At 36.8% G+C, this 21,881-nt stretch carries 17 protein-coding genes and 1 tRNA gene; 12 read left to right on the forward strand and 6 right to left on the reverse strand.

Annotated features, from left to right (window positions below; translation table 11 throughout):
* Positions 1 to 31: 31 nt before the first annotated feature.
* The 4 genes from HCX49_RS14860 to HCX49_RS14875 form a co-directional block, all read right to left on the reverse strand.
* Positions 32 to 1,426 (reverse strand): APC family permease, encoded by a 1,395-nt coding sequence (locus HCX49_RS14860; protein WP_168127541.1) that lies wholly within the window; start codon positions 1,424 to 1,426, stop codon positions 32 to 34.
* A 159-nt stretch (positions 1,427 to 1,585) separates the two neighbouring features.
* On the reverse strand, positions 1,586 to 2,218 hold the full coding sequence (locus HCX49_RS14865) for a gluconate 2-dehydrogenase subunit 3 family protein (RefSeq protein WP_168127542.1): 633 nt from the start codon (positions 2,216 to 2,218) through the stop codon (positions 1,586 to 1,588).
* 5 nt (positions 2,219 to 2,223) lie between these two features.
* Positions 2,224 to 3,960, reverse strand: a complete 1,737-nt coding sequence (locus HCX49_RS14870; RefSeq protein ID WP_168127543.1) for a GMC oxidoreductase — start codon at positions 3,958 to 3,960, stop codon at positions 2,224 to 2,226.
* Positions 3,961 to 4,395: 435 nt separating this feature from the next.
* Positions 4,396 to 7,404: a DUF2723 domain-containing protein gene (locus tag HCX49_RS14875; RefSeq protein WP_132841240.1), complete on the reverse strand. Its 3,009-nt coding sequence runs from the start codon at positions 7,402 to 7,404 to the stop codon at positions 4,396 to 4,398.
* Between the two features lie 291 nt (positions 7,405 to 7,695).
* Here HCX49_RS14875 and HCX49_RS14880 point away from each other — a divergent pair.
* The 9 genes from HCX49_RS14880 (at position 7,696) to HCX49_RS14920 (ending at position 16,468) form a co-directional block, all read left to right on the forward strand.
* Positions 7,696 to 7,766, forward strand: a tRNA-Gln gene (locus tag HCX49_RS14880).
* A 651-nt stretch (positions 7,767 to 8,417) separates the two neighbouring features.
* Positions 8,418 to 9,374: a ribose-phosphate pyrophosphokinase gene (locus HCX49_RS14885; RefSeq protein WP_021188717.1), complete on the forward strand. Its 957-nt coding sequence runs from the start codon at positions 8,418 to 8,420 to the stop codon at positions 9,372 to 9,374.
* A 140-nt stretch (positions 9,375 to 9,514) separates the two neighbouring features.
* A complete protein-coding gene (locus tag HCX49_RS14890; protein WP_021188716.1) occupies positions 9,515 to 10,111 on the forward strand; it encodes a 50S ribosomal protein L25/general stress protein Ctc in 597 nt (198 codons plus the stop codon).
* A gap of 179 nt (positions 10,112 to 10,290) precedes the next feature.
* The gene (locus tag HCX49_RS14895; protein ID WP_168127544.1) at positions 10,291 to 11,145 is read left to right on the forward strand and encodes a substrate-binding domain-containing protein; all 855 of its coding nucleotides are present in this window, start codon (positions 10,291 to 10,293) and stop codon (positions 11,143 to 11,145) included.
* Between the two features lie 8 nt (positions 11,146 to 11,153).
* Positions 11,154 to 12,044, forward strand: a complete 891-nt coding sequence (gene pstC, locus HCX49_RS14900) for a phosphate ABC transporter permease subunit PstC (protein ID WP_021188714.1) — start codon at positions 11,154 to 11,156, stop codon at positions 12,042 to 12,044.
* A complete protein-coding gene (pstA, locus tag HCX49_RS14905) occupies positions 12,034 to 12,891 on the forward strand; it encodes a phosphate ABC transporter permease PstA (protein WP_132769038.1) in 858 nt (285 codons plus the stop codon). The genes pstC and pstA overlap by 11 nt, the downstream gene beginning before the upstream one ends.
* Positions 12,881 to 13,627: a phosphate ABC transporter ATP-binding protein PstB gene (pstB, locus tag HCX49_RS14910; RefSeq protein WP_132769040.1), complete on the forward strand. Its 747-nt coding sequence runs from the start codon at positions 12,881 to 12,883 to the stop codon at positions 13,625 to 13,627. Before pstA ends, pstB begins: the two co-directional genes overlap by 11 nt.
* A 90-nt stretch (positions 13,628 to 13,717) precedes the next feature.
* On the forward strand, positions 13,718 to 14,281 hold the full coding sequence (pth, locus tag HCX49_RS14915) for an aminoacyl-tRNA hydrolase (protein ID WP_168127545.1): 564 nt from the start codon (positions 13,718 to 13,720) through the stop codon (positions 14,279 to 14,281).
* A 150-nt stretch (positions 14,282 to 14,431) separates the two neighbouring features.
* On the forward strand, positions 14,432 to 16,468 hold the full coding sequence (locus HCX49_RS14920; protein ID WP_168127546.1) for a beta-N-acetylhexosaminidase: 2,037 nt from the start codon (positions 14,432 to 14,434) through the stop codon (positions 16,466 to 16,468).
* A gap of 70 nt (positions 16,469 to 16,538) precedes the next feature.
* Here HCX49_RS14920 and HCX49_RS14925 read toward each other — a convergent pair whose 3' ends face one another.
* Entirely contained in the window at positions 16,539 to 18,620 is a 2,082-nt protein-coding gene (locus tag HCX49_RS14925; RefSeq protein ID WP_168127547.1) for a M56 family metallopeptidase, read from the reverse strand.
* 5 nt (positions 18,621 to 18,625) lie between these two features.
* The gene (locus HCX49_RS14930; RefSeq protein WP_021188707.1) at positions 18,626 to 18,988 is read right to left on the reverse strand and encodes a BlaI/MecI/CopY family transcriptional regulator; all 363 of its coding nucleotides are present in this window, start codon (positions 18,986 to 18,988) and stop codon (positions 18,626 to 18,628) included.
* A gap of 452 nt (positions 18,989 to 19,440) precedes the next feature.
* Here HCX49_RS14930 and HCX49_RS14935 point away from each other — a divergent pair, with 452 nt between their 5' ends.
* The 3 genes from HCX49_RS14935 to HCX49_RS14945 all read left to right on the forward strand — a co-directional run bounded on the left by HCX49_RS14935 (position 19,441) and on the right by HCX49_RS14945 (position 21,880).
* Positions 19,441 to 20,346 carry a LysR family transcriptional regulator gene (locus tag HCX49_RS14935; protein WP_132769046.1) on the forward strand — a complete coding sequence of 302 codons (906 nt, stop codon included), beginning with the start codon at positions 19,441 to 19,443 and terminating at the stop codon, positions 20,344 to 20,346.
* Positions 20,347 to 20,425: 79 nt separating this feature from the next.
* Positions 20,426 to 21,406: a c-type cytochrome gene (locus tag HCX49_RS14940; protein ID WP_132841227.1), complete on the forward strand. Its 981-nt coding sequence runs from the start codon at positions 20,426 to 20,428 to the stop codon at positions 21,404 to 21,406.
* Positions 21,407 to 21,409: 3 nt separating this feature from the next.
* A complete protein-coding gene (locus HCX49_RS14945) occupies positions 21,410 to 21,880 on the forward strand; it encodes a DsrE family protein (protein ID WP_021188704.1) in 471 nt (156 codons plus the stop codon).
* The last annotated feature ends 1 nt before the right edge of the window (position 21,881 follow it).

Below are 21,881 nucleotides of genomic sequence, written 5' to 3' on the forward strand. Positions count from 1 at the left end.
TGAATTTAATATCTCCAACGTCCTCTAATCTTTATTCAATCGGAGATGCTTTCTTTTTATTGATTAACCAATATACGGGAAGTCCCAAAATAATAAGAATAAATCCTGGCCAGGTATACTGTGGTTTATACAGGATGAGCAAAATGCAGAAAGTGGCGCCAATAACAAGATAAATAACCGGAACAATGGGATAACCCGCAGTTTTATAAGGGCGCTCCAATGTTGGTGCTTTAAATCTTAACCAAATAACGGCAAACACCGTGATCATGTAGAAAAGCACAATAACAAAAGATATCATATCGAGCAAATCGCCATACTGACCACTTAAACATAGTAAGGATGCCCATATACCTTGCAACCATAAAGAGCGCTCGGGAACTTCATACTTATTATTGGGGATTGCTTGTTTCAAGAACAGTCCATCTTTAGCCATACGCTGAAATACTCTAGCGCCAGATAACACAATACCGTTGACACAACCAAATGTGGATATCATGACTAAAATGGCCATAATTATCGTACCTGTTTCCCCTAAAATTTTATGTGCTGTTGCTACTGCAACCCGATCATTGACTGCAAATGCAATTTCATCTCTACTTAAAGCAGCAAGATAAACATAGTTACATAGCAGATACAACACCATAACTAAAGAAGTTCCAATCACCATTGCACGTACGACGTTGCGTTTTGGATTTTCAATTTCTCCCGCTATAAACGTTACATTTTCCCAGGCTACACTGCTAAAAACCGATCCAACCATTGCCGCCGCTATACCTCCTAAAAGGATACCACCACTGATATCTGTCCAACCAAGGCCTTTTAAATTTTGATAGGAACTTAAACCATAACTTAGATTTTCTGAAAAATGATTCTCCTTAATCATAAATATACCACCTATGATCAACAGAATTAATGCAATTATTTTTGATGATGTAAAAAAAGACTGAATCATTTTACCACTTCGCACTCCCTTCGTATTAATAAAGGTGAGGACTAAAATAATGAACATGGCTAATACCTGAATCCAGGTGATCTTAAATGATCCATTTTCATATAAGGGAGGGGCATTATTAAGTTCAGGAATGAGATAGGCTGTAAATTTACCGAATGCCACAGCGACCGCAGCAATAGTTCCTGTCTGAATGACGGTAAAGAGACTCCAACCATATAGGAAGCCGGTCATTTTCCCAAAAACTTCCGTTAAGTAGGTATACTGCCCTCCTGCTTTTGGGAATAAAGCTGATAACTCACCGTAACAGATTGCGGCAGATACAGTCATTATTGCAGTAATAATCCAAACAATAATCACCCACCATCCGGACCCCAATTGCCGCATCATGTCCGATGAAACAATAAAAATACCGCTTCCAATCATTGATCCCATTACAATCATAATGGCATCCCAAAGTTTGAGTTGTCGATTCATATATTTTAGGTTGGTTACCTGACAACAAACTTACAAATATTCCTGAAAAACAACAGGTTGTCAAAAAATAAAAAATGCCTTCATTTCTAACTAAAATAGAAATGAAGGCGTAACAGTTTTGCGTATATTTAAACGCTTTATTCAAGTGAATTTTAAATCCTATCCAAAAAACTTAGATGGATCAAAACCATGTTCTTTCAAAACATCGTCGGGCACACCTGTCCACACTCCTGGTGTGTTTCCTTTAAAACCGATAGCCTTTACACCGATTTCACTGGTATAAAATCCAGAAGACGTTAGGTTACGCATCAGCGAGAAAAAAGCAACTCCTTGTTGCATTTCAGGTCTTGCTAATTCGGGATATGCGATATCATCTACAATCGCCAATTGCTCCTGTTGTTTACAGTTTACAAAAGCTTGTCCATATCTCTTTTGACTGTGTACATCCAGCCATTTCAATCCCCCGCGCATTGGAATTTTATTATCTGGTAAATCTTTCACGATGAACTCGATAAAATCTGGTACACCAGCATCCGTAGCACTTCCTGAAGATGCATCCTTCGGTATGATGATATCTGCTAAAACAGTTATTGTTGCAAATTCATGTTCATTAAAGAATTTTTCTTCTTGTAATGCTTTAGTACGTTCATATTCAAAATCCTGAATTCCGGGAATTCTGTCTGCTGCATCTGCAACAGCAGTTTTACTATTATCGGATTTACAGGAGCCTGCCAATAGACCAGTCCCAGCAGCGATAAGCCCTAATGCTTTTAGTGATTCTCTTCTATTCATGAGTTCTAGCTATTTAAATTTTTCTTTTCCTGTAAAATATATTCTGCTGTACGCATTGACAGAGCCAGTATAGTCCAAGTCAAATTTTTATCACCTTGTTGTACAAATGGCCCGGCATCTACAACAAACAGATTTTTACAATCATGCGCTTGCCCCCATTTGTTCAGAGCTGAAGTTTTAGGATCATTTCCCATACGTGTGGTACCACCTTCGTGGATAATTTTTCCTGGTGCTTCTAAACCATATAAGGTATCCGCTCCCGGAATCTTTGAGGTTATCACAGCTCCCATTTCGTGCATAACTGACTGAAATGTTTCTTGCATATGCTTTGCCTGTGCAATCTCCTCGTTTGCCCATTTATAATGGAAGCGCAATACAGGTATTCCAAATTTATCGACTTTATTGGGATCTATTTCACAATAATTATCTATTCTGGCTAATGCCGTTCCTCTTCCTGCCATACCTACATTAGCGCCGTAAAAACTGTTATAATCCTGTTTTAAAGATTCTCCATATCCACCCAATGGCTTTTGCTTACCATCAGGACCTTTTGCATTGTTATTTACATTGGGTACCCAGTTTAAAAAACCATAAGAAGGCATGTGTAAACCTCCCCCATACTCAATATGATAGCCACGAGGAAAATTAAGCTTCTTATTATCTTCCCACCATGGTGAGTAGATATGTACGCTTCCAACCCCATCTTCATTATAGCGTTTACGGTCTAACAATTGTGGTAAAAAACCGGAGAGACTTGCTCCCGTTGAATCATGAAGATATTTTCCCACAACACCACTGCTGTTCCCTACACCTCCTGGATGTGCTTTAGATTTCGAGTTAAGCATAATACGTGCACTCTCACATGCACTAGCTCCTAATATGACAGTCTTTCCTTTCACTGCGTATTCCTGCAAATCTTTGGTATCAACATATGAAACCCCGATAGCAATCCCTTCATCATTGGTCAATACTTCACGAACCATTGCATTATCGATTACTTTTAGATTTCCGGTCTTTATTGCTGGTATCACTAAACAGGAAGATGACGAAAAATCGCCATATACTTTACAGGCACGTCCACACTGACCACAATAAAAACATGTACCTCTACCTTTTATTTCTTTGGATACTTCTGTTAATACTGCTCCACGTCCTGGAATAACAGGTACCCCAGCTTTCTTTGCGCCCTTGGCTATATATAGTTCATTTAACCGTGGCTTTGGTGGTTTCATAAAGATTCCATCAGGTTCGTTATGAATGCCTTCTACAGTTCCATAAACACCGATCATGCGATCTACACGGTCGTAAAAAGGTTTAACTTCATCATAGGTAATTGGCCATGCATCAGTAACACCATCTTTAGGTTTGAAATCATCGGGCCCCATGCGCAATGATATTCTGCCCCAGTGGTTGGTACGACCGCCTAACATACGGGCACGAAACCATTCAAATTCAGTACCTCCTACTTTACTATAAGGCTCTCCTTCAAGTTGCCATCCTCCGTATGCGGCATCAAAGTCGCCAAAAGGACGGGTCGTCGAGGCACCGCGTCGGGGAGATTCCCAAGGCCAGCGTAGCTGTTGAGAATCTTTTGCCGGGTCATAAAAAGGACCAGCTTCCAACATCAGCACTTTAAGGCCTGCATTGGCAAGTATATAACCCGCCATACCACCACCGGCTCCCGAACCGACGACAATAGCATCATAGACTTCTGTACTTTCCTTTATTTGATAATTTACCATAATCAATTTTTAATTTTCTTAGAAGCCGTTTATCTTACGATTGAAAAAAATAAAACAACATGCACTTCAAATCTGTTTGGTTATAATTAATTGTATAGATGAAAGGACAAATTAGGTAAAATTACTCAAAATCACAAAACCGTTTTATCGTTTTAGCGCTTTGTAAACAAGCCTTTACAATTACCCTCCCATCATCCCCTTTTTATAACCATAAACCATATCAAGACTAAAATAAAGTTAGTATAAAGGTGCAGTTAAGAAAATGAGTTTTTTAAATGTCAGTATTAATGCTTGTTCATTCAAATATTTTTAATGTTATAAAAAAATACCTCCATGGTTGATCACTTTTTCTAGTAGCTGTCTGCTAACAAAAATAATAGACAAAAAAGAGGGGCTTACAAAACTGCAAGCCCCTCTTTTTTGTCTATTAATCTACTATATTCCAAACTGCTTTTTATAATTTTCTTCAAGCTGTTGTATTTCTTGTAGTAATTTCGTCTCTTTTGTCTGAGATAAAATACTCTTATAAACACCCAGTGTTCTTAAAGCAGTTTCAATATTTGAATATTCCAATTCTGGTTTTGTCTGCGCAATAGCATTATAATAAGACATATTTTGAGTTAAGAACTGCAAATTACGCTTAACAATGTCGTTTGCTTTTTGAGTTTCACCGACACTGTATAAAACATTAATGATCGGTGTATAGTTTAAAACATCGCGCATCAAGAAAACACGTTTCGGCATTTTGTCGTACACTAACAAAGCTATTTCTTTCGCTTCTTTCTCTTTTCCTTGTTCCAAGAGCTGTGTTGCAGTACTTCCCGTTATTGAGTTGACAATTAAACCAATCATACGGTACGATTCTGGATCCAAGTAAGGTGATGTTGCCATATTTCCCCAAGCATACTTCTTGGTAATATCAGTATAAGCGGCTTCAGTATTGACAAGCGCTCCTGCATTTTCTTTTGCAACCTGAATAGGCATTAAACGATATGCAAAACCTTCCTGCACTAGGTACTTGTCTAGACCTAAGTAATTATCATTTGGAACTGTAGCTGCAAAGTAAATAGGTCTTTTCCAATTGTTATCAGCTAAAATAGATAAGATAGACAGTTCGGCTCTGGTCACATAATTCTTATTATAAGTCCATGCTAAAGTATCTGGAATCGTATTTTCCCATTCTTTTGGTACTGTTTTATTTTGGATAACCGCATTTCTATCTACCGCTAAAGCTAGATTTTTAGTTGGCAAGAAGTTCTCAAATTCACCAGAATTCAGCTGTGCTTTATTTTTAGCATCATCCGAAAGCATAAACTGTAAAACTAAATTCAAATCAGCATGTCCTGGAATTTGAACATCTTGGAAGTACATCACATCACGCACTCCTTTTTTAAACTTCTCTTTATCAATATTGATCGGTAACGCATCGGCATCATTTGCCTTTTTCTGCATTTGAGCCATATACCAATCTGCACTTAATAAGCTTAAGTTTACCACACGTACATCTGTGCGGATACCTTCCACTTCCTGTGCATACCACAATGGATAAGTGTCGTTATCCCCGTAAGTGAATAAAATAGCGTTAGGAGCACAAGATTCTAAATAATCTTTTGCCAGATCACGTGCCGTTAATTTATGTGAACGATCGTGATCATCCCAGTTTTCTTTTGCTAATAAAACAGGTGCTGCAAGTAAACAAACCACTGTCGTAAGTCCTGCCGCTGTTTTAGGATTCATTTTCTTACCTAAGAAATCTGCTATCGCAAAGACTCCTAGTCCAATCCATATGGCAAATGCATAGAACGATCCAGCATAAGCATAGTCACGTTCACGTGGTTGTAAAGGACTTTGATTTAAATAAAGAACAATAGCTAAGCCTGTAAAGAAAAATAACAATCCAACAACACCAGCATCTTTTTGTCTTTTACCGAAGTGCCAGAAAGCACCTATCAATCCTATAATTAGCGGTAAGAAGAAATACTTATTATTTGATGGATCGGTATTTAAAGAATCAGGAAGGGCATCTTGTCCACCGACCAACATTTGATCGATCGGTTTAATACCAGAGATCCAGTTTCCTTCTGTAAAAGTACCGTGTCCTTGCTGATCATTTTGACGACCTGCAAAATTCCAAAGGAAATAACGACCGTACATATGACCTATCTGATAATTAAAGAAGAATTTTAAGTTATCACCAAATGTTGGAGACTGTCCTTCACCTAATCTTAAATAGTCCTGATAATAGCCAGGATGACCATCTCTATTACTATACACACGAGGGAATAAAACTTCTTTATCGTATTGGTAAGTAGATCCTGTCTGGATTTTTGTATACTTATCTTTATCTTTTCTGTAAGAATAGGTAGGTTCTACTCCTGTAACTTTAGAATCAAAGTTAGGACCTTTAAACAAAGGCTCACTTGCATATTGCTCACGTCCCAAATAACTTAAGAAAGTAAAGGCATTTTCTGGATCACTATTATTTAACGTTGGATTTGCTTTTGCACGGATCATAATCATGGCAAATGAGCTGTATCCGAAAATGATAAAAGAAGCACTGATCATTACAATATTTAAGATCGGTTTTACTTTTTTGATCGAATACCAAATACCATAAGCTAATAATGCCACCAATAACACAACAAAAAATGTGAATCCTGATCCAAATCCCAATCCTAATGTATTGACGAAGAATAAATCAAAATAAGCGGCGAATTTAACCGAGTATTGAATGATGCCCCATAAGATCACCGCTAAAACCACTACCCCTAAAAGAAATGACTGGATAGCTCCTTTGCTTGTAATTGTCTTTGCTCTCTTAAAGTAAATAACAACTGCAATAGCAGGGATAACAAGTAAGTTTAATAAGTGAACGCCTATGGAAAGTCCCATTACGTAAGCGATAAAAATCAACCAACGGTCAGCACCAGGTTCATCTGCATGATTTTCCCATTTTAGAATACCCCAAAATACGACAGCTGTACATAAAGAAGACATGGCATATACTTCGGATTCTACTGCTGAGAACCAGAATGTATCTGAGAATGCATATGCTAAAGCTCCTACCAATCCTGATCCGAAGATCTTGATCAAATCTGCACTTGAATATGTTCCATCTACAGATTTTGTGACCACTTTTCGAGCTAATGCTGTAATGGTCCAGAATAAAAACAAAATGGTAATACCACTACATACTCCAGATCCCACATTCATCCAAAAAGCAATTCTTGTAACATCTCCCCCTGCAAGGTTCGAGAATATATTTTGAATCATCAAAAATAACGGAGCACCTGGTTGGTGAACCACCTGCATTTTATATGCTGAGGCGATAAACTCACCGCAGTCCCACCAACTCGTTGACCTTTCTGCGGTTAACATATAAGTGACGGTAGCAATAATTGCGCAGGCCCACCCTAAAACATTGTTAATTTTAGTATAGTTCATATAATTATACTGTATAAAGATTATAATACGTTCCGAAAATAAGGATATTTAATAAGAAACGAATAAATTATATTTTTTTATACGCTTAAACTCAAATTTGTTACTGCCAGATAAGCTCTAGACTAGGCCAAGAACTGGTCTTTCAGAATAAATTAAAAAATTATTAGCCTGAGAATCAATTAAAAGGCATTTACCGTTCATTTTTTATTTGCAGAAATGAAAAAGCGCCGTATATTTGCATCATCAAAAGTGACCAACACGCTTCCATAGTGTTACGCTTTTGAGAATGTTTGCCCGATAGTATAAGGGTAGTACGACAGTTTTTGGTACTGTTTGTCTTGGTTCGAATCCAGGTCGGGCAACATTAAAAAAGGCTTACTTCGGTAAGCCTTTTTTGTTTTAATACATTTTCAAAAATACTTTCATGATGTATTGATCCAATCCTGTCTAAATGGAGTATATCCATAATATATACTACATTAAAAAGATAGTTCTCAATAAATATTTCCACCAGTAGTAAATATGATACCTGTTAGTGGATACTATTCAAAAGAAGTTATCATACACTATACACCTTGGGATAAGATTTTGACATTCTACAGCTGTTTAACATTAAAAATATCGTGGGTAGTGCTCGAATTATTATAATAACAAAATAATGCAATCTGCTTGACTTTTACTTTTTCCTGCTCATAATGAGGCATTATTTAAATTTTTACATTTTTTTTTGATTGAAATTTTGAAATTAAAAACATTTATCTAACTTTGCACCATCGAAAGGATAAAGGTTGACATGTCAATCGAATCTATAAGATAGATTGCTCGATAGTATAAGGGTAGTACGACAGTTTTTGGTACTGTTTGTCTTGGTTCGAATCCAGGTCGAGCAACTTTAAAAAGAAAAAAATGGATTGTTATAAAAACAATCCTTTTTTTTTAAGTCATTAGAAAGTAATTGGCAACATACAAACAGAAAATTCTATTCTAATCCACTATATCAAAAATAAAAAACCATGCCTTTGCAATTCAACACGGTTAAGTTATTCGCCGGTTCTGGCACTACAGAATTAGCAGAAAAAATCGCTACCTCCTACGGGAAACCTCTTGGAGATAAAACGTTATCTCGTTTTAGCGATGGAGAAATCCAACCTTTTTACAATGAATCAGTTCGTGGAAGCGATGTATTTATTGTTCAATCAACAAATCAACCAACAGACAATTTATTTGAATTATTGTTGATGATTGATGCAGCAAAGCGTGCTTCAGCCCATTACATTACTGCTGTAGTTCCTTATTTCGGTTTTGCACGTCAGGATCGTAAAGACAAACCACGCGTAGCCATTGGTGCTAAAATGATTGCTAATTTAATTACCGCAGCAGGTGCACACCGCATCATGACAATGGATCTACATGCGGCGCAAATCCAAGGTTTCTTCGATATTCCTGTTGATCACTTAGACGGTTCGATTATCTTTGTTCCTTACATCAAATCATTAAACCTTCCTAACTTAACGATTGCATCTCCAGACATGGGTGGTTCTTACCGCGCACGTACATTTGCAAAATTCTTCAATGCAGAAGTAATCATCTGCGACAAACGTCGTAAACGTGCCAACGAAATTGAATCAATGTCTATCATTGGTGATGTTACTGGTCAAGACGTTGTTTTGATTGACGATATCTGTGATACTGCAGGTACTTTATCAAAAGCAGCAGCTTTGATCATGGAAAGTGGCGCTAAATCTGTAAGAGCAGTATGTACACATGCTGTACTATCAGGTAAAGCTTACGAAACAATTGAAAACTCTGTATTATCTGAAATGATTGTTACCGATACCATTCAATTGGATCCAGAAAAAATGAAACAGTCGACTAAAATTAGAGTGTTATCTACTGCAGAATTATTTGGAAAAGCAATTAAGAATGTTAACCAACACGGTTCTATCTCTGATTTATTCGAAGTTGAATAAGTTAACCACTTAGAATTCAAAACATATAAAAACCTTTCTCTTTATGGAGGAAGGTTTTTTTTGTTATAATATTAGCAATTACAGTAACATTATAACAAAAAAAACATATCTTTGCACCTTAAAATTTAATCAAATTAAAGATGAAATCAATTGCTATTAGCGGTTCTGTAAGACAGAGCGTAGGGAAAAGAGATGCGAAAGAATTGCGTTACGAAGGTAATATTCCTGCAGTTCTATATGGTGGTTCTACACAAACTCACCTTTCTGTATCCGCAGCTGATTTGAAAGCAGTACTTTACACTCCAGAGGTTATCTTCATTGAATTAAACCTTGATGGAAAAACTGTAAAGGCTATCGTTCAAGACGCTCAATTCCACCCATTAACTGACTTAGTTACTCACGTTGACTTTTTAGAGTTGAATGATGAGAAAGAAGTTACTTTAAATATCCCTGTAACATTAACTGGTACTTCTCCAGGTGTTAAATTAGGAGGTAAATTAGTTCAAAAATTACGTAAATTACGTGTTAAAGCTTTACCTGGAAACTTACCTCAAGAAATTGCAGTTCCTATGGAATCTTTAGAAGTTGGTAAATCATTCCGCGTAGCTCAAGTAGTTTTAGAAAACGCTAAAGTTTTAAACAACTCTGACGATACGATCGTATCTGTTATCATGTCACGTGCTTTACGTCAAGCAGAAACAGAAGCTGCGAAAGCAACTAAAGGTGGTAAAAAATAATCTTTCGGGATTTATTAAACAGCTTATTAAAAGGCATCGAATTATCGATGCCTTTTTTTGTTAAGAAAAGTTTAGGGAATTAATTCTTAACACCATCTTAACATTGAATTTATCACGAATTAACAGTGTATCATTACTTTTGAGATCATCTTCAGGTCTCGACTTGTTTTATAAAAGTAATGAAAAAACACATTTTTGGATATCCTCAGATATTCCTGTTCTCCATCCTTATTTTGATTCAAAGTTGTGCTGATTCCGATCATGCGATCAAAATGAAAGGTTCAGACACCGAAGTGAACTTAGCTGTTAATCTTGCAGAAGAGTTCTCTAAGGAAAACGCTGATTTCAGTATAGCTATCTCCGGCGGAGGTTCAGGTCTAGGTATCACTGCTCTTCTCAATGGGCAGGCTGATATTGCAAATTCTTCACGTCCACTTACAGAGGACGAGATTGATCTCTTCAAAGAAAAAAATATTCCTTTAAGAACAGTTGTGTTTGCGGAAGATGCTACGGCATTTGTGGTGAATAAAGACAATCCTATTGACTCCATCAACCTAAAAGATCTAGCAGAAATTTTAGATGGTACACAGGATTCCTGGTCTAAATTGTCAAATAGCAATTTACCGATCACCATTTACGGTAGACAGAGTAGTTCTGGAACTTATTCTTTTGTCAAGAAAAAATTAAAAATCAAATTCAGTCAAGCAGCGAAGGAGATGACTGGTAATTCGCAGATTTTAGAAAGTGTAAAACTGGATAAATCTGGTATTGGGTATGTTGGTGCAGGTTATATCTCTCAAAACACCAATGTTCAGCAAGGAATAAAAGTTTTAAAAATCATTGATAAAACGAACACAGCTGTATCGCCATTAGACCAAGAGGCCATCCGTCAAAATCGATACTACTTCCAGCGTCCGTTATTCCAATTTATTCCGGAATCATCATGGGAAAAAGTAGAACCGTTCATTTCATTTGAAAAAAATACGAAAGGAAAAGCTTTAATCGAATCGTCGGGGTATTACGTTATTCATTAATAAAGGTTATGAAGTATAAAAATAGAATTTTAATTGATCGTGTCGCCCAGCACACTTTCAAATTGACAGGATATCTTGTGTTGGCACTTTTAGGTGGTATCTTCGGAATGTTACTCTACAATGCTATTTCTTTCTTTTTAGAAGTAAAACCATTGGATTTCCTAACAGGACGTGAATGGAACCCTACAGCTGCAATTCCTACCTATGGTATTTTACCATTGATCGTGAGTACAACAATTGTTGCATTTGGTGCTATGGTAATTGCGATCCCTTTGGGAATTGGTACAGCAGCTTACATTTCGGAATATGCAAGTCCTAAAGTTAAAAATATATTGAAACCCTTAATCGAAATGCTTGCTGCTATTCCTTCTGTTGTCATCGGTTTCTTAGGAATTGTATTGGTAGGACCCAAAATAGCATCGCTTACAGATCTTCCAAATGGACTAAATGCTTTAAACGGTTCTCTTTTACTTGCTATTATGGCATTACCGACCATCATCACAATTTCTGAAGATGCCATCCATGCTATTCCAAAAACTTATCGCGAAGGTAGCTATGCACTTGGCGCAAGTAAGTGGCAAACGTTGATCAAAATTACTATCCCAGCAGCAGCTCCCGGAATCATTGCAGCCGTTATGCTCGGACTTGGAAGAGCCATCGGTGAAACCATGACGGTATTAATGGCGACTGGGAATGCAGCCCTTTTTCCTGAGGATTTCTTTGATTCGGTCAAAACCATTACAGCAACAATTGCTATAGAAATGGGCGAAGTGCCTTTTCAGACAACACATTACTTTGCTTTATTTGCCATCGCAATTGTATTGTTCTTCATGACTTTAATAGCCAATCTGGTTGGTGAATATTTTATTAATCGTTTTAGAAAATATCATGCGGCTTAATTTTAAAAAAATAACTCCCATTATTGAATGGGGTTCATTATTACTTTCTACTGGATTAGTCTGTTTTTTCCTTATTGTCATCCTTTACGAAATTTTTTCAAAAGGCTGGTCTGCGATCTCGTGGTCTTTCATCACTGAATTACCAACCGATGGTATGACTAAAGGTGGCGTGCTTTCGCCAATAATCGGAACAGTTATCTTGACATTGATAACGGCGCTATTTGCAATTCCTTTTGGTGTCTGCTGTGCGATCTACTTAAATGAATATGCCAAAAACACATGGCTAACACGTACCATCAGAGCTTCTATACGTAACTTATCAGGTGTACCATCAATCATCTATGGTTTATTCGGATTAGCATTATTTGTGCAGGGCCTACATTTTGGAACTTCACTTTTATCTGCTGGTTTGACATTGGGGCTTTTATCCTTGCCCTATATCATAACGACAACGGAAGAGGCATTACTACGTATTCCTGCGAGTATGCGTGAAGCGGCACTTGCTGTAGGGGCTACAAAATTTGAATCGATTAAAGATGTTGTGCTTCCAGCTTCATTGCCCGGTATCCTCACGGGTGTTGTTTTGACATTATCGCGAGCGGCAGGTGAAACAGCGCCAATTTTGTTTACCGGTGTTGCATTTTACATTACAGATGTGTCTGTTAACACTAGTCAGGAATTTATGGCTTTGCCTTATCACCTTTACATGCTGTCGACACAGCATCAATCTATAGAAGAAGTGCGTCCATTGGCTTATGGAACTGCACTCGTACTTATTATCGTGGTTTTCTTAATGAATTTAACCGCATTTTACATTCGTTATAAATACAGAAAAAATGACCAATAATTTATATACCAAAGATCTGAATATCTGGTTTGGTTCTAAACATGTTTTAAAGGGAATTGATATTGAGTTTCCTGAGAAAAAAGTAACGGCATTGATCGGTCCTTCCGGATGTGGCAAAAGTACTTTACTTCGCTCCTTTAACCGCATGCATGACCTAGTTCCTGATGCTAGAATTGAAGGAACGGTCAGTATCGACGGTCAAAATATTTATGAAAAAGGTATCTCGGTTACGGATATACGCAAGAGAATAGGCATGGTTTTCCAAAAAGCGAACCCATTTCCAAAAAGTATCCAGGAAAATATCGCTTACGGTCTGAAGCTGAACAATCTAGACGCAAGTCCTGCTGTTATTCAAAAAGCTCTTGAAGAGGTATATCTGTGGGATGAGGTGAAAGATGATCTTAAAAAACCGGCAACCCGTTTATCTGGTGGACAGCAACAACGTCTGTGTATTGCCCGTGCAGTTGCACTTCGTCCTGATGTTATTTTAATGGACGAACCTTGTTCGGCTTTGGATCCGGTTAGTACCCTAAAAATAGAGGAGCTGATCCATCAGTTAAAAGAACAGTATACAATTGTTATTGTGACACATAATATGCAGCAGGCACAACGTGTGGCTGATAAAACGATCTTCATGTATCTGGGTGAAGTGAAGGAAGAGGGTGCTACTTATGATATCTTTAACAATCCGCAACATGAAATTACGAAAAACTATATTAGCGGACACTTTGGATAAGAACTGAGTGTGCTATTTTGTTTGTTAAAGCATGGAAGAACTATTGTATATGAAAAGGTTTCCTTACTTTTGCAGGCTAAGTATTAAACAATGAATTATCTTATCGTAGGATTGGGCAATATCGGAAGGGAATATGCCGACACACGTCATAATATCGGTTTTATGGTCGCAGATCAACTTGTTAAGGAAGCTAATGCTTCTTTTTCAACGTTAAAACTTGCGTCATATGCGGAGTATAAGCAACGGGGCCATAATGTATATGTAATCAAACCGACTACTTATATGAACTTAAGCGGTAAGGCAATGAATTATTACATGCAACTGCTGAAAGTTCCTATCGAAAATACGCTGGTTATTGTGGATGATCTTGCTATTCCTTTTGGATCCTTACGTATCAAGCCTAAGGGCTCTGCTGCAGGACATAATGGTTTAAAGTCTATTGAAGCACTATGTGGCGGGCAGGCATACCCGCGTCTGCGTTTTGGAATTGGTGATAATTATCCCAAAGGCAGACAGGTGGATTATGTGCTTGGGCCATTTGATCCTGAAGAGCAAAAAGAACTGCCACAGCTTATCGATCATGCTGTAAAGATGATCAATAGCTTTGTCAATATCGGTATTGAACTGACCATGACCAATCTGAATACAAAATAAAACAAAGCCGTTAACCTGTTAACGGCTTTGTTTCTTTTATAAAGCGATGCTCAAAAAAGCGCAAACGTTTGATATTCGAAAGCCTGGTTTTAATTTAAAATGATTTTCTACCTTTAAGCAGACTTAAATCAATATAAAACCGACTAAAGCATGTTTTATTTCCAAAAAACAAAGCAGAAATGTCTTACTATATTAGCCATTTTATTGCTTTCTCATCAGGTAGAGGCCCAGGATTCGCGTTATTCTATTATACCGAAACCAAGTGAGCTAACTGCTCAAAATGGAGCATTCTCTATAAACTCCGGCACCACAATATTCATCAATAAGGAAAATCGATCTGAAATACAGGAACTGGCAGGTTTAATAAAAATCGCTACAGATTTTGATCTTAAAATAGAACAGGAAAATATCCGTAAAAAAGGGATACACTTTGTTATTGATAAGAGTTTAAAAAACAGCTCGGCAGAAGGATATACCTTGGATATTAAATCGGATAATATCATTGTGAAAGCAAAAACTGCTACGGGTTTGTATTATGCGTCTCAAACACTCAGACAGCTGTTACCAAGTACGATTGAAAGCCAATCGGTAGTTAATAATGGTCAGTGGTCTATTCCCAACGTGTCGATAAGTGATATTCCGAGGTACAACTGGCGTGGCTATATGCAAGATGTAAGCCGGACATTTTATAGCGTGGATGTGATCAAAAAATATCTGGATGTAATGGCACTCTATAAACTGAATACTTTTCACTGGCATCTAACTGACGATCAGGGTTGGCGCATAGAGATCAAAAAATATCCTAAACTAACATCTGAAAAAGCAACAATTTTCCACCATACAACTCACCAACCTGCTGAAAGGAGTGGTTTCTACACTCAGGAGCAAATTAAGGATGTTGTGGCTTATGCCAAAGCAAGACATATCACGATTGTTCCTGAGATTGATGTTCCGGGACACTCCTGGCCAACGATTTTGGTATATCCGGAACTCGGCGTTAATAATAATAGCTACCCCAATCATGTATTTCCTTTTGTTTCTTCATGGGGATACTGGGGAAATCAATTTACACCGAATACTTTAGACCCAACAAAAGAAGCTGTTTATAAATTTCTTGATGATGTATTTACGGAAGTTACCGCATTATTTCCAGGCCAATACATACATTTCGGTGGTGATGAGGTACGACACGACCTATGGGAAAAGGAACAACACGTGATCGACTTCATGAAAAAGAATAATATTAAAACGGTTACTGAATTACAGAGTTACTTTGTGACCCGCGTTTCTAAAATTATCACGAGTAAAGGGAGAAAACCATTGGGATGGAATGATATCTTGACAGATGTTAAAAATCTACCTAAAGAAACAGCTATTATGAGCTGGCTCGGAGCTGATGCGATCAAAAAGGCTGTAGAAAATGGATTTGAAAGTGTAGCAACGCCAACTGATCCTTTGTATTTTGATATTACACAAGCAGATCGAAATGACGGTACTATGAGTGATCTAGCCTACGGTAATATCAATACGCTTGAAAAAGTATACGAGTATGATCCGAGTAAAGGATTAACTAAAGATGAGGAAAAACTGGTGTTAGGTGTACAGGCTAATCAATGGACTGCATTAACACAAGAACTAAAGGATATGAATATCCATAACTTCCCGCGCTTACTGGCACTAGCTGAGACGGGATGGACAGTGAAGAATAAAAAAGATTTTGCAGATTTTACAGCCCGATTGGAAAAACATTATGATCGATTGGACGAACTGAAAGTCGACTACTATAAAAAGGACGGTTTTACAGTAGCTAAGTGGAGTCCTGCAACAGTTACTGAAGAGTTTAAAGAAATGACAATTGACGTTACTAAGAAAGTGTATACTACTGGCCGCGTGCAGGCGGGCTTCCTCTTTACAGCAGGTAAAGACTTTTTGGAAATAGATGGTGTCGAACTTTTGGAAAATGGTCAGGTGATCAGTGCAGACAAACATCACGCATTAGCAGATAAATTTAGAGGGACAAATAAGATTAAACCATTCTTCTTCAATTTTGAAGTGAAACAGTACAATCCCAAAGCGAAATACACCGTCAGAGCTAAAGTAAGAAGTGTTGGTGGTACAGATTCTAATGGAAACTTTACTTTTAACCTAAGTCCTTATCAACCCTTCACAGTAGCTGAACCGAGATAAAAGTTCTTTCACAAAAAAGCCTCAAAATTTATGGATTTTGAGGCTTTTTCATAAACCATTAACATCAGGGTCATTTGATCACAATACGCGGATTTTGATCATCTTCACTGACCAGCAACTTAATTTCCTTACCATTCTTAATTACAGAGGCACTTGCACCCCGAACTGCTTTTTTATTAGTGGATGATTCTAATGCCAATAGTCCTATTATATTTTTCGACAACTCACTATTTTTTGCTGTTAAATCTGTAGCCATTACTTTCGTCACTGTTTTGGCGTCGACTTCCTTAAGATCCGATTCTCGGGCAACTTTTCCATTTATTACTAAAACATAACCGTCTTTTGGATCGATATTTCCTTTATTATCATTTAAAAACTTTTTTAGTTTTTCCTGTTGCAACGTTGTCGCATAAAAATCATCCGCTGACTTTTTGTATCCCGTAACCTTTATTTGATTAACTTGACCACCCTTTAGCATCTTAACAGAATCCTGACGGGTTCTTTCCTTGGAAATTTCACGATTAATTGTTTTTTTAACGTTGTCTTTTAAGGCATCTGGATTTTTCTCTGCAAATGATTTTGTCTTAATTAAAATAACACCATCTTTACCTTTATTACCATAGAGCGTTTGGGCATAAGGACTTTTTAATATTTCCATGGACTCTATAGAATTGGGGTCAATCTTATTTATATTTTCCGATATTTTACCATCAACTACAAATAATGGTTGAGGTTGATCAGGATTTAGCTTCCCTAAAGTCACCTTATCGGATTTGTCTGGGGCATATGTTAATTCAATTTTATTGGATTTATCATTAAAAGTATCCTTTCCGCTCACTATATTTTTTCCGGTGTTTATTTCTGAAGATGTCTTCCCTCCGAATTTAGTTGTAACCAAAACAACACCCTCTTTCCCTTTCTCTCCATACAGATCTATTGCAGCCTTATTTTTAAGCACAGTAATAGCCTCGATATCATTTGGATCTACACTATGAATATCATCAACTTTCTTTCCATCCAATATAAATAATACGTTTTTAGATAAAGATTTAATCTTTATCTTCGCACCCTGCTTAACCTTTACTCCATGAGCAGTAAACTTTGAGGTATCTGTCTTAATTCCAATAATTGAAACGGCTTCCTCTTTTACATTTACACCTATTACTTTTCCTTTTAACGTATCCTGAACTAAACCCGCTTCTTCAATGGTATTTTGCGCGGACTGACCAACGGATACTGCAGATTCTAAATCAATCTCTTTCGCCGAATCTGTCGCTTGCGTTATCTTAGCCTCTGCTTTATTTAGAGTAAATGCACCAGCTGTCAATACAAAAATAGGCAACATAAATGCGTACTTTCCGAGCTGTATTTTTGCAGATCTTTTTTTATTCATCATCATTATCCTTCGCTTTAGTGTCTTAAAACTAAACTGATTTCCTAATGTCGCCGACCCGCCGCTAGCATTGACACGTAGCAAGCTATACTGGTAGGTCTGTCTATCTACGCCATTATTGAGTACTTGCTGATCTGTTAGAAATTCCAAATTTTCACGGATTGCCTTTCGCATGAGCCATACAAAAGGATTGAACCAGCTGCTGATTAAAGTAAACTCACTGATCAGGATATCAATAGAATGCAAACCCTTTACATGAATATCTTCATGTTTAAAAATATCCATGAGCTCCGGTTCTGGATGATGATCTCTGTTAACGTATATTTTATTTAAAAACGAAAAGGGTACAATGGGTATAAAAACATTTCTAAAAAGATAAGATTGCCACTGTGCAGGTTCAGAATAAATATGAATTCGCAATAGGCTAATCATCTGAATTAAGAAGCGAATTGATAAAATCGTTACCCCTATGAAAAGTAAAAGGATCAATACATTATTTAAGGTAAAGACCGATTTGTCCACCTCTTGTCCGAGATCCATTGACCAATCCATCGCGATCTCCCCTACGGATGGAATTGGTTTTCTAAACCAGGATTGAATATCTAAGAACGGATAGGTAAATGAAAATAAAATACCTGTAATAAAATACATGCGGTTAAGCAGGTAAAATGTCAGATTCTTTAATAACAATACATATCCTAAGTATACAACACTTAGTAATACATTAATCTGGATCGCATAATTTAGGATATTTTCCATGGTTACTAGCTTTTATTTTCCTTGATCATTTGCATGATTTCTTCCAATTCGGATGCAGATAGCTTTTCTTCTTTCACAAAAAATGTAACCATCTCCTTATATGAATTCTTAAAATAGTCTCCTACGAAAGAGTGCATAAATGTCTCTTTATAATCTTCTTCAGAAATCAACGGTTCGTATCGATTTGCATTTGCATACTTAACTGACTTTACGAATCCCTTTTTTTCTAGATTTTTAACTGTAGAGGCCAATGTCGTATAGGGCATCTTCTCGCCTTTGATATTGTCCAAAATCTCTTTCACAAAACATGCCTTAAGATTCCAAATGGCCTGCATCGCCTGTTCTTCTTGTGCTGTTAACTTTTCCATACCTGATTATTAAACTACTAATTATACACAAGTCTACGAAATAATCGTAACAATTCAAATTAATAATTCTTTTTTTTTATTCTCTGGATTTTCAAATACTATTTCTCCATTGAAAAAAATGAAACACGCAATGTCAAAGCTGTCCTTGCTTATAGTTCAAGAGCATTATTATCAGAATTCAATATTGTGATCAAGTTCAAGATATCCACCTTGTCTAGTAATTCCCGATAAAAGTAAACTGTCAATAGATCTATGGCTGATAAACATGCTTTGACTGGGCCTGAATTAATATTCTAAATCCAAACCATATTCTATCATGCTATTCAAATCTTCAATAAATTTGAAAACAACTTACATTTATAATTGTGACAATTTTGTTAATAGCTAAAAACGCATTCAATTTTTTTTAGATTTGGTTCTATACATTTCATTACGATAAGGGTATTTCATTTATGGATTTCGATTTTAGGTTAAAAGTTTTTTACGTTGCGGCCAATACGCTCAACTTCACAAAAGCGGCATCAGAGCTTTTTATCTCACAGCCAGCTGTAAGTAAAAATATACAGGAGATTGAAAACTCCATTGGTACACCGTTATTTGAACGATTAGGCAACCGGCTTGCCCTTACTCCTGCTGGAAAGATTCTTTATAAACATGCGCAGGTCATTTTGGAACAATACAATCAGGCGACTTATGAAATCAACGAAATAACAGGAAAGCAAAATGGAAATCTCTTCCTGGGAATCAGCACAACGATTTCTCAATATGTAATTCCTAAAATGTTAGTGGAGTTTAATCTCCATTTTCCACAAAATGAAATAAAAGTCACGCAGGCTAATTCAAAACGGGTTGAGCAACTTCTTATCAAGAACGAAATTCATCTGGGGATTACAGAGGGATTGCCAGATAATAGATCATTAAAATTCACACCCTATATCAAAGATGAAATTGTTTTGGTCACCCGCAATACTAATCCTTTATGTAAAGAAGAGAGATTTGTCTTAAATGACATCTATAAATTAGCACTCGTATTCCGGGAACCTGGATCTGGAACTCGTGATATCATCGATTGCAAATTGAAAGAAGCTGGAATTTCGTTACAGCATCTCCATACAGAAATTATTTTATCATCCTCCGAAAGTATTAAAAGGTATCTAAAATACAGCAATACAGCGGCATTTCTTTCGATCCATGCGATACAAGAAGAGCTTAAAAACGGTGATTTAAAAATCATTGAGTTAGAAGATTTTAGCATAGAGCGTTATTTCTACATCACCCATTTGGTTGGAGGACTTGCGGGCCTTCCATTAAAATTCATGAACTTTATTCAACAGCATAAGGGTAAAATCTACTCATAACATTTCGTTATAACAGATAATAATTATGAATTATAACAGCATTCTGTAATAGGGTACATTTGTTTAAAACCTAGTATGAATGGAAGAGGATATTAAAAAAATTAGGAGGAGTAGCAATACCATTATTATCGTGACGAGCATATTATTATGCTTCATTGTTTTATCTGCTTATATGACAAATGCTTTAGCGCATAAATCTCCTGATAAAGAGTCTGAACAGAGCGAAATAATTAACCATGTTGATCAATTAAAACTGACACCTTATGCTGACAATGCCGAAGATAAAATGGCAAGCTATGGTGAAAAACTGATAAGGGAGACTTACAACTATTTTTATGAAAAAGATGGAAGTAAAATTGGTAATCATCTAGCCTGTACCAATTGCCACCTCAATGGCGGAACAAAATCATTTGCGGCTCCCTATGTAGGGCTTACAGGTGTTTTCCCGATTTACATTGGCAGAGAAGATAAAGTGGAATCACTAGAAGAGCGTATCAACGGTTGTTTTGAACGTAGCATGAACGGAAAAGCTATTGATGTGAACAGTACCGAAATGAGGGCAATTGTTACCTATATTAAACATATCAGTAAAGATACGCCAATTGGAAAGCGAATTACTGGGCAGGGATTTGTCAAAGTGACCATTCCGGAAAGAGCTGCCGATCAAAAGAATGGAGCTACTGTCTTTCAACAGCATTGCCAAAGTTGCCATGGTACAAATGGAGAAGGCCAAAAACTTGCTGGAACTAAAGGATATCAATATCCACCTCTATGGGGAAATGATTCCTACAATGATGGTGCAGGAATGGCACGTATGTTAACAGCAATGAAATTTATCAAAGCAAATATGCCTTTAGGTGCTACTCACGACAGTCCGATTTTAACAGATGAACAGGCATTTGATGTGGCTGCTTATATCAATTCTTTTTCTAGACCAATCAAAGCAAATAAGGAAAATGACTATCCTAACTTAGCAAAAAAACCAAAAGACTCACCTTATCCACCTTATAACGACGAGATAAGTGCAATACAACATAAATTCGGTCCTTTTAATTTTTAAAAAATGAATAAAACAATTATGATTATGATCCTTGCTATCTGTAGCATGGGTAAATTAGCGGCACAAACGCAAGAGGAAGCATTGGTGAAAAATGCGTCCTTTCAAGGAGCTGTTGCTGAAAAAAAATCGTATCATGCGATCTACCAATTGGATAGCAATGATCCAAAAACAATTGAGAAAGCAATTCGCAACATCAACAATGTGTTGGACGATCCACGATTAAAAGGAAAATTAACGCTTGAACTGATTGCTTTTTCTGGTGGTACTGAGGCATTTTTAAAAAGTACTTCTAAATATGAAGAACAGTTCAAAAAACTAATCGCAAGAGGGGTCCAAGTAGCACAATGTACCAACTCGTTAAAAGAACGTAATCTGACCAAGGAACAACTGTTTGATTTCATCGGTTATGTTCCCAGCGGTAATGGTGAATTGGTGATCAGAGCTCATCAAGGCTGGACAATTGTTAAACCATAAT

Origin of the sequence: Sphingobacterium sp. B16(2022), assembly GCF_012030425.1 — a bacterium.
Classification (GTDB): domain Bacteria; phylum Bacteroidota; class Bacteroidia; order Sphingobacteriales; family Sphingobacteriaceae; genus Sphingobacterium; species Sphingobacterium anhuiense.

What these genes read in the sequence shown, in the direction of transcription:
- HCX49_RS14860 (WP_168127541.1), bottom strand. Translation starts at nt 1,426, where the DNA reads ATGAATCGACAACTCAAACTTTGGGATGCCATTATGATTGTAATGGGA.
- HCX49_RS14865 (WP_168127542.1), bottom strand. Translation starts at nt 2,218, where the DNA reads ATGAATAGAAGAGAATCACTAAAAGCATTAGGGCTTATCGCTGCTGGG.
- HCX49_RS14870 (WP_168127543.1), bottom strand. Translation starts at nt 3,960, where the DNA reads ATGGTAAATTATCAAATAAAGGAAAGTACAGAAGTCTATGATGCTATT.
- HCX49_RS14875 (WP_132841240.1), bottom strand. Translation starts at nt 7,404, where the DNA reads ATGAACTATACTAAAATTAACAATGTTTTAGGGTGGGCCTGCGCAATT.
- HCX49_RS14885 (WP_021188717.1), top strand. Translation starts at nt 8,418, where the DNA reads ATGCCTTTGCAATTCAACACGGTTAAGTTATTCGCCGGTTCTGGCACT.
- HCX49_RS14890 (WP_021188716.1), top strand. Translation starts at nt 9,515, where the DNA reads ATGAAATCAATTGCTATTAGCGGTTCTGTAAGACAGAGCGTAGGGAAA.
- HCX49_RS14895 (WP_168127544.1), top strand. Translation starts at nt 10,291, where the DNA reads ATGAAAAAACACATTTTTGGATATCCTCAGATATTCCTGTTCTCCATC.
- pstC (WP_021188714.1), top strand. Translation starts at nt 11,154, where the DNA reads ATGAAGTATAAAAATAGAATTTTAATTGATCGTGTCGCCCAGCACACT.
- pstA (WP_132769038.1), top strand. Translation starts at nt 12,034, where the DNA reads ATGCGGCTTAATTTTAAAAAAATAACTCCCATTATTGAATGGGGTTCA.
- pstB (WP_132769040.1), top strand. Translation starts at nt 12,881, where the DNA reads ATGACCAATAATTTATATACCAAAGATCTGAATATCTGGTTTGGTTCT.
- pth (WP_168127545.1), top strand. Translation starts at nt 13,718, where the DNA reads ATGAATTATCTTATCGTAGGATTGGGCAATATCGGAAGGGAATATGCC.
- HCX49_RS14920 (WP_168127546.1), top strand. Translation starts at nt 14,432, where the DNA reads ATGTTTTATTTCCAAAAAACAAAGCAGAAATGTCTTACTATATTAGCC.
- HCX49_RS14925 (WP_168127547.1), bottom strand. Translation starts at nt 18,620, where the DNA reads ATGGAAAATATCCTAAATTATGCGATCCAGATTAATGTATTACTAAGT.
- HCX49_RS14930 (WP_021188707.1), bottom strand. Translation starts at nt 18,988, where the DNA reads ATGGAAAAGTTAACAGCACAAGAAGAACAGGCGATGCAGGCCATTTGG.
- HCX49_RS14935 (WP_132769046.1), top strand. Translation starts at nt 19,441, where the DNA reads ATGGATTTCGATTTTAGGTTAAAAGTTTTTTACGTTGCGGCCAATACG.
- HCX49_RS14940 (WP_132841227.1), top strand. Translation starts at nt 20,426, where the DNA reads ATGGAAGAGGATATTAAAAAAATTAGGAGGAGTAGCAATACCATTATT.
- HCX49_RS14945 (WP_021188704.1), top strand. Translation starts at nt 21,410, where the DNA reads ATGAATAAAACAATTATGATTATGATCCTTGCTATCTGTAGCATGGGT.